The following is a 13,225-nucleotide window of genomic DNA, read 5'->3' on the forward strand; positions in this document are numbered from 1 at the left end:
CAGGGGGCGGACCATGGGCGACAGGCACTATCCCGACGGCATCCTGCTGGGCCGCGCCCGCGTTCCGGGCCATGAGCACCCGCGTATCGTGACGGTTCGCGATGGCGAGCTGATCGACATTACGGCCAAAGGTTTGGCCACGGTGCGGGACGTTGCCGAGAGCGGGAATGCCGCCCAGCATGTGCGCAATGCCGCCGGCACGAGCCTGGGCAGCGCCGACGCCGCGCTGGCCAATTCGGTGGCTGCGAGCTCGGATAGGTCCAAGCCCAGCCTGCTGTCGCCTATCGACCTGCAGGCCATTAAGGCCTCGGGCGTGACCTTCGTCGTATCGCTGTTGGAGCGGGTCATCGAAGAGCAGGCGCGCGGGGACAAGGCGCGGGCCGATGCCCTGCGCGGCGATATTCTGGGGCTTATCGGTACCGACCTGAGCGAGCTGGTGCCTGGCTCCGACACGGCCATGAAGGTCAAGGCGGCGCTGATCGAGCGGGGCGTGTGGAGCCAGTATCTGGAAGTCGGCATCGGTCCGGATGCGGAAATTTTCACCAAGGGCCAGCCGATGAGCTCGGTGGGTTATGGCGCCGAAGTTGGACTGCACCCGGTGTCGAGCTGGAACAATCCCGAGCCGGAAGTGGCGCTGCTGGTGACCAGCAAGGGCGAGATCATCGGCGCGACGCTGGGCAACGACGTCAACCTGCGTGACGTGGAGGGCCGCTCGGCGCTGCTGCTGGGCAAGGCCAAGGACAACAATGCCTCGGCCTCGCTGGGTCCGTTCATCCGGCTGTTCGATGGCGATTTCACGCTCGAAACGGTCAAGCAATCCGAGATTGCGCTGCGGGTCGAGGGCGACGACGGCTTCGTGCTCGAGGGGCATTCCTCGATGAACCAGATTTCGCGCACGCCGGAATCGCTGGTTGCCGCGACCATCGGCGGCCACCACCAGTATCCCGATGGCCTCGTGCTTTATCTCGGCACCATGTTCGCCCCGGTGAAGGATCGCGACGGCGCCGGCAAGGGTTTTACCCACAAGCTGGGCGACGTGGTCACGATATCGACTTCTGAACTGGGCACCCTATCTAACAGGGTGAACCTCTCCACCAAATGTCCGCCCTGGACCTATGGCGCCAGCCATCTGCTGCGTGACCTAGCCAAGGCCGACCTCCTCTAAGCTCCCTCCCGAAAGGCAATCCAAAATGGCTGAACTGCACAAGAACCTCATCAACGGGGAATGGGTGGGCTCGGATGGGGTCGAGAACATCAACCCGTCCAATATCGCTGAAGTTGTCGGCGTCTATGCGCGGGCGACGGCGGAAGAGACCAAGCAGGCTATCGCCGCCGCCAAGGCGGCATTCCCCGCCTGGTCGCGTTCGGGCATCCTTGAGCGCCACGCCATCTTGAGCAAGACCAGCCAGGAAATCCTGGCGCGCAAGGTCGAGCTGGGCGAGCTGCTGAGCCGCGAAGAGGGCAAGACGCTGCCCGAGGGCATTGGCGAAGTGACGCGCGCGGCGCAGATTTTCGACTTCTTTGCCGGAGAAGTCTTGCGGCTTTCTGGTGAAGTTCTTCCTTCTGTCCGGCCCGGTGTCGGTGTGGAGATCACCCGCGAGCCGATCGGGGTGATCGGCATCATCACGCCGTGGAATTTCCCGATCGCCATCCCGACCTGGAAGATGGCGCCTGCTTTGGCCTATGGCAACACGGTCGTCATCAAGCCGGCAGACCTGGTGCCGGGCTCGACCTGGGCGATCGTGGATATCCTGGTCCGCAACGGCCTGCCCAAGGGCGTGGTCAATCTGGTCATGGGCAAGGGCTCGGTGGTCGGACAGACCATGCTCGACAGCAAGGACGTCACCGCCATCAGCTTCACCGGCTCGGTGGGCACGGGCAAGCGCGTTGCCGCGGCCTCGATCGAGGTCGGCCGCAAGTTCCAGCTCGAAATGGGCGGCAAGAACCCGACCGTTGTCCTGGACGATGCCGATCTCAAGGTGGCGGTGGAAACGGTGGCGCAGTCGGCCTTTTTCTCGACCGGCCAGCGCTGCACGGCGTCGTCGCGGGTGATCGTCACCGAGGGCATCCACGACGCCTTTGTCGACGCTCTGTGCGAGCGGACCAAGAACCTGCGCGTGGGCGATGCCCTGGCCAAGGACACCGAGATCGGGCCGGTGGTCGATCCCAGCCAGCTCAAGCAGGATATGGACTATATCGGCATCGGTCAGGATGAGGGTGCCGAGCTGCGTGCGGGCGGGCAGCGGGTCAATGCGCCCACCGAGGGGTATTTCCTGCAGCCGGCGCTGTTTACCGGCGTCACCAACCAGATGCGTATCGCGCGCGAGGAAATCTTCGGACCGGTTGCGGCCGTCATCAAGGTGAAGGACTACGAGGAAGCCCTGGCCACGGCCAATGACACCGAATTCGGCCTCAGCGCCGGCATCGTCACCACCTCGCTGAAATATGCGACGCATTTCAAGCGCAACGCCGAGGCCGGCATGGTGATGGTCAACGTGCCGACAGCCGGCGTCGATTTCCACGTGCCGTTCGGCGGGCGTAAGGGGTCCAGCTATGGTCCACGCGAGCAGGGCAAGTACGCGGCCGAGTTCTTCACGGTGGTGAAGACGGCTTATACCGCAGCGGGTTGAGGGGGCCGAGGCTTACCCGCAGACGCGATCGTCACCCTCGGGTTTGACCCGAGGGGGCTGCACTTTGCCAATCGCTCGGCTAGCATAGAGCCCTCAGGTCAAGCCCGAGGGTGACGTGCGGCGGTGCGTAGGATCACCTCAGCTCACATTCACTGCCTTTGCCATCGCCTGCTGGCCGATCAGGCTGCAGAGCTTGAAGATGCCCACCTCGATCTGGGCTTCGTCGCTGAGGGAGAAGCTCAGACGCATCGTGTTGCGGCCCGAGCCATCGGCGTGGAAGGCGGCGCCTGGGACGAAGGCGATGTCCTGCCGCAGGGCCTGCTGCAGCAGGGCATCGGCGTCGAGATGCTCGGGCAGCTCCAGCCAGATGAACATGCCTCCATCGGGCTTCTTCCAGCGCAGGCCGGACGGGGCGTGGCGCTCCAGCGCGCTCAGCATGGCATCGCGGCGGGCGCGATAGACCGACCGGGCTCGGGCAACCTGGGCCTCATAGCCCTCTGACGCGACGCGGTGGATGACCATCTGGTTGGTCGTGGCGGTGTGCAGGTCCGCGCCCTGCTTGAGCAGCGTCAGCTTGCGGATCAGCGTGGTGGGTCCACAGACCCAGCCAACGCGAAGTCCGGGCGACAGGGTCTTGGAGAACGAGCCGCAATAGAGCGTGCGAGATGCCTCGATGCCCGCGACCGCTGCGTCCAGGGCGGCGATGGGCGGGAGGTCTTCGCCATCGTAGCGCAGGGCAGAATAGGCCCCGTCCTCGACAATGACCGCGTCGAGCGCACGCGCCCGGTCGAGCGCATTGTGCCGGGCAGCGCGACTCAGCGTGGCGCCATCGGGATTGGCGAAGTCCGGCACAAGGTAGACCAAGCGCGGCGCGTCGGGCCCTGTGGGCTGGGGCGCGTCGAGGCCGACGAACTTTGGCTGATAGGCGGAAAACGACTGCAGCGCTCCCAGGTAGGTGGGGCGGGCAAGGGCGACGCCACTGCCCGGATCGAGCAGCAGCTTGCCGATCAGATCGAGTGCCTGCTGCGAGCCAGACGTGACGAGGACATTGTCCGGTCCGGCGGGCACGCCGCGGCCCGCCATGTGGTCGGCGATCCATTGACGCAGGGGCAGGTAGCCCTCGGTGGTGGAATATTGCAGGGCCTCGCGGGCGATCGAGGGCCCGGCAAAGACCTGCCGCCACGCCTCCTGAAACAGGCCCACATTGAACAAGGCCGGGTCGGGAATGCCGCCTGCAAACGAGATCATCGTGGGCTTGCCGACCAGCTTCAGCAGCTCGCGGATTTCGGAGGCCTTGATGGCCTGCGCACGGGACGAGAGGCGAAATTCCTGTGGCGTCATTTGTATCACCATGTAATGATACGAGAGATACAAGCACCCCCATATTGTTATGTCAATAGAGCTGACCTTATTGTACAGGTGGGGTATGGACACCGCCCTGAATGCCGTCCAAAATCTAGTCCAATCAACCGCTATCGACGCGGTGGAACGCTCATTCGTATCGCTCAGTCTGCGGATATGACGATTGGCCGCGTGGACAATCTGGTCCTCGGGCGGATAATATCAACCGATGAATGATACAAACACCAATACAATCAGCCTGCCGGATAGCGGCCATCCGCTGCATGAGCGATTGGCCAGGGCGGTAGAGACGGCGATTGCCGCGGGACGGTTTCGCCCCGGCGAGCAGCTGCCGACCCATCGGCAGCTGGCGCAGCAGTTTTCGGTTTCCATCGGCAGCGTGACGCGGGCCATCGACACGCTGAGCGCGCGTGGCGTGGTGCGGGGGGAGATCGGACGCGGGACGTTCGTGCTCGACCAGGCGGGAGCAAGGCCGGATGCTGGCGGCATTATCGACCTGACCATCAACGCGCCGCCGCCGATCATCTCGGCGCAGCGGATGGCTGCGGCGACGGACCTGGCCAACCGCCATGCACTGGCGCTGTCTCATGGCGGCTATGGCGATCCGAGTGGGACCCCGCGGCAACGCGGAACGGTGGCGCGCTGGCTGAGCGCGGAGCGTACGGCGCTCGACGCCGACGAGATCCTGCTGTGCAACGGTGCGCAGCAGGGGCTGCACCTCGCCTTCGCGACTTTGCGCGAGACATCCAGTTTCATCCTGACCGAGAGCGCGACTTTTCCCGGTGCGCTGGCAGCGGCGGCGAGCCTGGGCATGACCATGGTGCCAGTGGTCCATGACAGCGAGGGCATGCTGCCCGAGGCGCTCGACGTGGCGCTGGCGGCTTCGGGGGCGCGGATCATCTACACGACGCCGGTGTGCCAGAACCCTCTGGGTTTCGAGACGGGGCCAGACCGGCGGCGGGCGATTGCCGAGGTCGTGCGGCGGCATGGCGCGATGATTGTCGAGGACGACATCTATGGAATCTACGCGGCCAAGGGCAAGCTGACCTACCGGGAGCTGATGCCCGACCAGGTCATCTATGTCACGAGCCTCTCCAAGAGCCTGACGCCGCTGATGCGACTTGGCGTTGTCGCGCCGCCGGCGACGCTGCTGGCGGCGATGCGCAAGCGGATGCGGGCGGAAAGCTGGGGTCTGCCGCCCTATGTTGCGGAGCTGGGCACGGCCATGCTCGAAATTGGCATGGGCGAGGAGGCAGCCGCCATCCTGCGAAGCGAGGGTTTGGCGCGGCTGGAATTGACCCGGGCCAAGCTGGGTATCGGCGCCGTACCCATGCCAGGTGGCGCACCGCATCTGTGGCTGCCGATGACCCCGCTCAAGGCGGAGCAGTTTGTCCGACGGGCCAGCGAGGCCGGGGTGCGGATCACGCCACCGTCGGCAACGCAGGTCGGCGATTCCCCGGTGGCCGGCGTGCGGCTCTGCATCATGGCGCCATCATCGCGTGCGGTACTGGAGCGTGCCCTGGTGGCGCTGGCCGGAATTCTGGGCAGCGACGAGGACGTGGTGGTCTAGACCGGACACCTGGTGCCGGAGATGGACGGCGCGGATGGTCGTGCGCGGGTGTGCGCAGCTCCGTTCCGCGGCCTAGCGTGGTTGCAAGGCGACTGATGGAGCCCTAGACAGACAGATAGCGAAAGGAAGCTAGATGGCTGATCGTCCATCCGTATTGGCGCCGTTCCGGAACGAGACGTTCCGACTCTTGTGGCTGGCGACGCTGGTGTCGAACCTGGGCGGGCTGGTGCAATCGGTGGGCGCGGGGTGGATGATGACCACGCTAACCTCTTCGCACAACATGATCGCCCTGGTGCAGGCCTCAACCACTCTTCCCATCATGGTGTTCTCGATCGCTGCGGGAGCGCTGGCCGACAATTTTGACCGGCGCACGGTGATGCTCGTCGCGCAGGGCGGCATGATGGTGGTGTCGTTGGCGCTTGCGGCGCTGGCCTTTTTCGGCCTGCTCAACCCGTGGCTGCTGCTGGCCTTCACCTTCCTGATCGGTTGCGGCACGGCGCTGTTCAACCCGTCCTGGCAGGCCTCGATGGGCGATATCGTGCCGCGCAGCGACCTGCCGGGTGCGGTGACGCTCAATGCCATGGGCTTTAACATGATGCGCAGCGTCGGCCCGGCCGTGGGTGGGCTGATCGTGGCGCTGGCGGGGGCGGCCGCGGCATTCGCGGTCAATGCGTTCTCCTACATACCGCTGATCGCGGCGCTCTGGCGCTGGCAGCCGGAGCGGGCGCCCAACCGGCTGCCGCGCGAGAGTTTCGGCAGCGCCATGTGGGCGGGCATCCGCTATGTGTCGCTGTCGCCAAACCTGATGACGGTGCTGTTTCGCGGCTTCCTGTTCGGCTTTGCGGCGACCGCAATCCTGGCGCTGCTGCCATCGGTGGCGGCGGAATATGTGGGCGGCGGAGCGCTGATCTATGGCACGCTGCTGGGCTGCTTTGGCCTGGGTGCCATTGGCGGGGCGTTCCTCAATGGCCGCATCCGCGAGCGCTACAGCAATGAGGTGATCGTGCGGCTTGCCTGCATCGGCTTCGCTGCCAGCAGCGTGGCGCTGGGCTATAGCCGCGATCCGTGGCTGAGCCACCTCGCGCTATTGCCCGCGGGCGCCTGCTGGGTGCTGGCATTGTCGCTGTTCAATGTCTCGATCCAGCTGTCCTCGCCGCGCTGGGTGGTGGGGCGGGCGCTGTCGCTCTACCAGACGGCCACGTTCGGCGGCATGGCAGGGGGCTCCTGGGTCTGGGGCCTGAGTGCAGACGCGCTCGGCCCGGATGCGGCGCTGGTATTGGCAGGGTCGACAATGCTGCTCTGCGCGCTGGTTGGGTTCCGGCTGCCACTGCCGCAGTTCAACGCCCGCGACCTCAATCCGCTCAACACGTTCAACGAGCCGATCCTGGGGCTCGACCTCCGCCCGCGCAGCGGACCCATCATGGTGATGATCGACTACATCATCGCCCAGGAGGATATTCCGCGCTTCCTGGCGCTGATGGCAGACAGGCGGCATATCCGCATCCGCGATGGCGCCCGGCAATGGGCGCTGCTGCGCGACCTCGAGCATCCCGAGACATGGACCGAGTCCTACCACGTGCCGACCTGGATCGACTATCTGCGGCACAACCTGAGGCGCACCAAGGCCGACGCGGAGAATGTCGAACTGATCCGCGCGCTGCACCGGGGTGAGAACCCGCCGGTGGTGCGGCGGATGATCGAGCGACAGACGGTGCCGCTGCGCGACGACACGCCCCTGCGCGAAACGCCGGAAGTCTAGCGCAGCGCTCCAGAGGAGGGCACTCTAGGCAGTGAACCGGGAAGCCGGCTGCAGGTTCGCCGTGGGCGGCGAGGCGGCATTGCTGGCCAGTGTCTCGGTCAGGGCATCGGCGGATACCGGCTTGGACAAAAGATAACCCTGAAGCTGATCGCAGCCCATGGATGCCAGGATGCGCTGCTGCTCGGTGGTTTCGACGCCTTCGGCGGTGACCAGCATATGCATGGCTCGGCCCAGTTCGATGATGGACCGGACAATGCCCTGGATTTCCTGGTCCTTGCCGATTGCTGATGTAAAGGACTGGTCGATCTTGAGCTTGTCCACGCCATAGGTGCGCAGGTAGCTGATCGAGGAATAGCCCGTGCCGAAATCGTCGAGCGCAACCCGGATGCCGCGCGCTCGCAGGCGGTTCAGGGTGGATTGAACCAGCGGGGAGTTCTGCAATAACAGCCCCTCGGTAATTTCCAGTTCGAGGCGGCGGGCCGGCAGGCCGGTTTGCTCCAGCACCTCGAACACCCGATCGGCATAGTGTTCGTCCCGGAACTGCAGCGGCGAGACGTTGACCGCCACCCAGGGGAGACTGGTGCCGGCCGCGAAGCTGCAAGCGGTGGTCAACACCCACGTTCCCAGCTGATCGATCAGCCCGCGGTCTTCCGCGAGGCGGATGAAGGTGGCCGGGGAAAGTCGGCCGCGCGTGGGATGATCCCACCGGACCAGCGCCTCCGCGCCTACGATGGTGCTGGAAAGGGTGTTATAAATGGGCTGATAGACGAGACCGAGACCTTCCTCGTTTGCGAGGGCGGATCGGAGGTCCATTTCCAGCCCGCGCTGGTCGCGGACGTTTTCGTCCATCTGATCGACAAACAAGTGGTACCGTCCCCGGCCGTCACCCTTGGCGCTATAGAGCGCGATATCGGCCTGACGCATCAGCTCCTCGCCGGTGGAAGCTGCGTCAGACGTGGCGACCACGCCGACGCTGGCGCCGACACGAATCTCGTGACCGGACAGCTCGAATGGCGCGCCGATCACCTCGACGACCGTTTGTGCCAGGGACAATGCGAGGGAGGTATCGGCGAGGCCAACCTGGATGATGGCAAACTCGTCGCCCCCGATCCTGGCGACGGTGTCCACGTCGCTGACGCAGGCCGACAGGCGCTGCGCCACCGCCTTGATGAGTTCATCGCCTACCGGATGCCCCAGCGTATCGTTGACATGCTTGAAGCGATCCAGATCGAGGTAGTGCAGCGCCACCATGGCGCCCGAACGCCGCATATGCGCCAGCGCCTGCTCCAGCCGATCCTCGAACAGGGCACGGTTTGGCACGCCCGTCAGCGCGTCGTGAAATGCAAGATAGGAGGCCTCTGCGCGACTGTGCTCCAGCATGGCGCTTGTGCGCCTGAGGCGCCCGAGCAGCAGGGCAGCGGCCAGCGCGGAAAAGGCCAGGGCCACGGCCAGGGCCGGCGCCGTTTCCCGTATCAGGGCATATGCCGGCTCGTCCGGCACCCAGGTGAAGAAGCCGATGATCCGGCCGTTATTGTTGAGAATGGGCGATGCGACCTTGTCGCCATCGGCGGCGTCAAATTGCGAATAACCGATACCATCTATGGCGTACTTCTTCGAGATCTCCTCGGCGACCTTGTCATTGATCTCGCGGATCGAGACATGGACGAATTCGGACCCCGGCGATTGCTGGACAGCGTCGCTGCTCGGCACGATCGGGCGCAAACTGATGATTGCCGGCTCGCCGCCCGGGAGGGCCACGATGTCTTCCACACCAAGGCCCGTCACCGAAGCGGTGGAGTCGCTCTCATCGGCCGATGCCACAGCCATTGCGTCGCGCAAAGTCGTCACCAGTGGCGTAATGACGTCGCGGACGGTCTCATAGGCTGCCGGGTCGGAGGCGGCGCCATCGTGTGCCGCATGGGTCACCTCATTGGCGCTGTCGAGAATGTAAACCTCATCGTGCCCGAAGTAGTCGCTCATCCAGACGGTGAGGTTTTCCTCGATCCATGGCGCGTTGCCGGATCGGAGGTTCAGGACGGCGTCATCCCAGATGGCGGAACTGTTCTGCTCGACCGGTATGCGCGCGGCAATGTCGGCCAGCCCGGTTTGGACGGCGCGGGCTTGTCGGGCTATCGAGCGATCATCGATCCGCGAGGCGGCCCACCACCCAAGGAACCCGACAGCGGCGATCAGCGCCAGGGCGAATACGATCGACAGGTTGGTAATCTGGCGGGAAAGGGGGGACTGTCGTGTGTTCAATTCGGGCCTCGGCACCCAAAGGTACCGCCTCAAACCCTAACGACAGATCAAAAGCGCAATTACATTGCAATTTGTGATCGCATTGTAGCCATACGGCTCATGTCAGGTTTGGCGGCTCGCTGGACGGGGTATCCGTTCCGCGGCAAAGCCGGGCCAGGTGCGGCTGCGGGAGTTGATAAGCATGTCGACCGAATAGCTCTTTTCTGGATATTCCAGCGCGATTTGAGCCAGCAGGTCCTGACCCTGCTCCAGCTCGCGATAGAGCGCATCACTGTCCTCGCGCGTGAAACCACCCACGGCCATAGTCCACGCCTTGAGCAAAGAGCGGTACTTGCTGATAAAGGCGGCGGCTTCCTGGTTGGTCATGGAATGGTCCCGATCACGAACGACGTTAGCCTCACCAAGGATGCCGCAACTCTCCGATGCGGATATCCGGCCAGGGTTGGGCGCCGCATTGAATCTGGGCGCCAACAGGGCAAGCGTATGGCATTGCCGCTGTTGGAACGATGACGCGTCTCGTCAGGGTTTTGTCAGCCACACAGGAGTAAGGGTAGGGCACCATGAAACGCTTATCGTTCGCAATCGTGCTTGTGGTCCTGGCGATCCTGTCGCAGCCCGTGTCGGCACAAGGACAGGGACAAGGGCAGGGGAACGGCCAGAGCTCCGGTGAAAATGGAGGTGGCCAGGGCGGCGGCAACGGACAGGGACAGGACGGGAATGCCGGTGGCGGAGGCAATGGCCAGAACGGCAATGCCTTTGGCAATGACAGCGGGGAGGGGAAAGCAAACGGCCCCCCCTCAGGCGCAACAGAACTGTCGGAAGACGATGCGCTCACGGCCGTTGAGTCGGGCAGAGCGGTCGAACTGGCGACCATCCTTCCCGATGTCAGGGCCAGGACCGGCGGCGAAGTGATCAATGCGCAATTGCAGCAGGTGGGGGCATTCCTCATCTATGCAGTGACGGTACTGACCCCTTCCGGACAGGTCCTCACCGAGCACTATTATGCCAGTTCCGGCGCGCATGTGGAGCGATGAAGCTGTACCTTGCGACAGGCTGACACGCCTATTATCGAAATTTCATGTTTAAAATCAATAATTTAGTGGAACCTATGATGTTTCACTTTGTTGTCCTGCGGGGGGCGCCAAAGGAGAAATTACATGCATAAGCTCACGTCCCTGGCACTTGCTGGTGCCATCATGTTCGCCCCTGCCGCGTTCGCGCAGGAGGGCACCGTAACCGTTGACATTGCCGGTGTCACAGCTGACCTCGCCGCCAGCCTCGGGATCGATGTCGATGACCTACCCTCGAGCGTGCAGCTCTCCGCAGAAGCTGCCGCAGAAGCCTGCGGGGTCGATGTGAGTGCACTGGGCGACACCTGCGTGGCCGTCACCGCGACAGACGCGCTGGGCGCCGCCATCGAGGACCAGGACGACGACGGTCCAAACGAAAACAGTGCACGCGAATTTGCGCCGGGGCAGCAGGACGGACCGGCGCGTGATTCCGCGCCCGGCCATCAGGACGGCGACGCCAAGGATTCGGCGCCCGGCCAGATGAAGAAGAACGACTAAAGCAACAGGGGCCCGGCTTCGGCCGGGTCCGCTACCTGCCGGCGGTTCGCGGCAGAAGCCCGATGGTGGCGAAGGTGACGATCGACACGACGCCAAGCCCGACGATTGTCCAGATTGCTCCGGCAACCCCTGATGCCCCGATGAGAAGCGCCAGGCAAAACGGCGCAACGGCCGAGGCGATCTGGCGGGCGGAAGACAGCCAACCCAGTCTGGCGCCATAGTTCTCCCGGCCCATCAGTTGCAGGGGAAGCGAGCCCGACACGATGCTGATCAGGCCCGAGCCGAAGCCGAACAGCACGGCAAACAGGATTGCGCCCGGCAGCGAGGGCGCCGTCAGAACCAGCGCCAGCGCGCCGAGCGGCAACAGCATGGCAGCGATGATGGCCACCCTGGTCGGCAGGAAGCTTCTGCCCAGGAAGAGCAGCCGGCTGAGCACCTGTGCGGGGCCGAACAGGCTGGTGACCAGCAAGCTCCCGGCGCCCAGCCCAAGACCCTGCAGCAGTGGAATGATCTGCATCAGCACCGCTGAGAGTATGAAGCCCTCGATGGCAAAGCCCAGTAGCATCAGGCCGAAGCCGGTCGAGCGGTTTGGCCCCTGCAATGCACCAGCGGGGGCAGGTGGTGTGGCGCTTTCCTGCGGAGCGGGCGTCACGTCGGGCCTGGGGAGACGGGAGAGCCAGTAGTGGAGCGGCGCACAGACTACAAGGTTGAGCCCGGCAAACACCAGATAGGCGCCGCGCCAGTCTATCAAGGTCAGCAGGACGCCGGTCATTGGCCAGAACAGCGTCGAGGCGAAGCCAGCGATGAGCGTCAGATGGGTAATGCGCTTCTGGGCGTCCCGCCCGCCGGCCTGGACGATGGCGGCAAAGGCAGTTGCATAGAGCACGGCGCTGGACGCCACCTCCATGGCGACCAGAGCGATGGCATAGGCCGGGCCACTGGGGGAAAGTGCCGCAGCCACTAGGGCAATGGCAGCCGCGACCGAGCCGATCGCCATCGTTCGGGCTGCGCCGAACCTGTCGGCGAGGTGTCCGGCAACCGGGGCTAGCAGCCCGCCGGCGAGCAGGGCCACCGTCAGCGCGCCATAGACCCATTGGGGTGACCAGCCGAACGCGAGCCCGATTTCGGGGGCGAGCACGCCGAAGGAATAGTACAGGGTGCCATAGCCGATGATCTGCGTGATACCCAGCGCCCAGATGGCACGGGCAGGCAGGTGGTCCTGCATGGCGGTCTCCGGGTCGGCGGTGCGGCGGGTCCTCCGCTCCGGCAGGACCTATCTGGCCGCCGCGGCGACGGGCTGGTTGGCGGCGAAGCGCTCATCGAAAGCATAGCCGGCGCCGCGTACCGTGCGGATGGGATCGGATTCGCGACCGCGATTGATGGCACGGCGGAGACGGCCGATATGGACGTCGACGGTCCGCTCATCCACATAGACATCGTTGCCCCAGACGCCATCGAGCAGCTGCTCGCGCGAATAGACGCGGCCGGGATGGCGCATCAGATATTCCAGCAGGCGATATTCGGTCGGGCCCAGATGCACGTCTCTGTTGGCGCGGCGGACGCGATGGGTGGTGCGATCGAGTTCGAGATCGCCGACCTTGAGCGCGGCCGTGACGAGGTTGGGATTGGCGCGGCGCAGCAGGGCATGGATGCGGGCAGCCAGTTCGGGCACCGAGAAGGGCTTGACCACATAGTCGTCGGCACCGGTGGCGAGGCCCCTGACCCGCTCTTCTTCCTCGCCGCGGGCGGTGAGCATGATGATGGGGATACGGGAGGTTTCTTCCCGGGCGCGCCAGCGACGGCATAGCTCGATCCCGGAGACTTCCGGCAGCATCCAGTCGAGCAGGATCAGATCGGGCAGTTTCTCCTGCAGGGCGCGCTGCGCCTCCTCGCCGGTCTCGGCGGTGACGACGCGGAAGCCCTCGGCTTCGAGATTGTAGCGCAGGAGGATAGCGATATCGCCTTCGTCTTCGACAACGAGGATGGTGGCGGGCATAGGAACGTGCTCCGTCATTCGGGCCAAAGCCCGATGCTTCAAAATGGGCCTCCCTCCCCCTTGAAGGGGAGGGGCGGGGAG

At 64.7% G+C, this 13,225-nt stretch carries 11 protein-coding genes; 6 read left to right on the top strand and 5 right to left on the bottom strand.

All coding sequences use genetic code 11. The features are described from left to right. Nucleotides 1-13: 13 nt before the first annotated feature. Together IH615_RS06390 and IH615_RS06395 are read left to right on the top strand one after the other, a co-directional pair. Complete coding sequence (locus IH615_RS06390) at nucleotides 14-1,165, top strand: fumarylacetoacetate hydrolase family protein (RefSeq protein WP_291360761.1); 1,152 nt, start codon at nucleotides 14-16, stop codon at nucleotides 1,163-1,165. A 25-nt stretch (nucleotides 1,166-1,190) separates the two neighbouring features. Next, complete coding sequence (locus IH615_RS06395) at nucleotides 1,191-2,630, top strand: aldehyde dehydrogenase family protein (RefSeq protein ID WP_291360763.1); 1,440 nt, start codon at nucleotides 1,191-1,193, stop codon at nucleotides 2,628-2,630. A gap of 138 nt (nucleotides 2,631-2,768) precedes the next feature. Here the strand turns inward: IH615_RS06395 and IH615_RS06400 are convergent, their stop codons facing one another. Further along, nucleotides 2,769-3,971 carry a PLP-dependent aminotransferase family protein gene (locus IH615_RS06400; protein ID WP_291360765.1) on the bottom strand — a complete coding sequence of 401 codons (1,203 nt, stop codon included), beginning with the start codon at nucleotides 3,969-3,971 and terminating at the stop codon, nucleotides 2,769-2,771. Nucleotides 3,972-4,200: 229 nt separating this feature from the next. Between IH615_RS06400 and IH615_RS06405 the strand changes: the two genes are divergently transcribed. Then, nucleotides 4,201-5,562, top strand: coding sequence for a PLP-dependent aminotransferase family protein (locus IH615_RS06405; RefSeq protein ID WP_291360767.1), 1,362 nt, complete (start codon nucleotides 4,201-4,203; stop codon nucleotides 5,560-5,562). Nucleotides 5,563-5,695: 133 nt separating this feature from the next. After that, on the top strand, nucleotides 5,696-7,321 hold the full coding sequence (locus IH615_RS06410; protein ID WP_291360769.1) for an MFS transporter: 1,626 nt from the start codon (nucleotides 5,696-5,698) through the stop codon (nucleotides 7,319-7,321). 24 nt (nucleotides 7,322-7,345) lie between these two features. Here IH615_RS06410 and IH615_RS06415 read toward each other — a convergent pair whose 3' ends face one another. Then, on the bottom strand, nucleotides 7,346-9,580 hold the full coding sequence (locus tag IH615_RS06415) for a bifunctional diguanylate cyclase/phosphodiesterase (protein ID WP_291360770.1): 2,235 nt from the start codon (nucleotides 9,578-9,580) through the stop codon (nucleotides 7,346-7,348). 102 nt (nucleotides 9,581-9,682) lie between these two features. Next, a complete protein-coding gene (locus tag IH615_RS06420) occupies nucleotides 9,683-9,946 on the bottom strand; it encodes a hypothetical protein (RefSeq protein ID WP_291360771.1) in 264 nt (87 codons plus the stop codon). A gap of 194 nt (nucleotides 9,947-10,140) precedes the next feature. On the opposite strand from IH615_RS06420, the gene IH615_RS06425 reads away from it, so the two are divergent. Together IH615_RS06425 and IH615_RS06430 are read left to right on the top strand one after the other, a co-directional pair. Beyond that, nucleotides 10,141-10,614 carry a hypothetical protein gene (locus tag IH615_RS06425; RefSeq protein ID WP_291360773.1) on the top strand — a complete coding sequence of 158 codons (474 nt, stop codon included), beginning with the start codon at nucleotides 10,141-10,143 and terminating at the stop codon, nucleotides 10,612-10,614. Between the two features lie 123 nt (nucleotides 10,615-10,737). Further along, nucleotides 10,738-11,148: a hypothetical protein gene (locus IH615_RS06430; protein WP_291360775.1), complete on the top strand. Its 411-nt coding sequence runs from the start codon at nucleotides 10,738-10,740 to the stop codon at nucleotides 11,146-11,148. 31 nt (nucleotides 11,149-11,179) lie between these two features. Here the strand turns inward: IH615_RS06430 and arsK are convergent, their stop codons facing one another. Beyond that, a complete protein-coding gene (gene arsK / locus IH615_RS06435) occupies nucleotides 11,180-12,373 on the bottom strand; it encodes an arsenite efflux MFS transporter ArsK (protein ID WP_291360777.1) in 1,194 nt (397 codons plus the stop codon). Nucleotides 12,374-12,421: 48 nt separating this feature from the next. Continuing rightward, nucleotides 12,422-13,144 (bottom strand): phosphate regulon transcriptional regulator PhoB, encoded by a 723-nt coding sequence (gene phoB, locus IH615_RS06440; protein WP_291360779.1) that lies wholly within the window; start codon nucleotides 13,142-13,144, stop codon nucleotides 12,422-12,424. Nucleotides 13,145-13,225 lie beyond the last annotated feature (81 nt).

The organism is Devosia sp. (assembly GCF_014860165.1).
Taxonomy (GTDB): domain Bacteria; phylum Pseudomonadota; class Alphaproteobacteria; order Rhizobiales; family Devosiaceae; genus Devosia.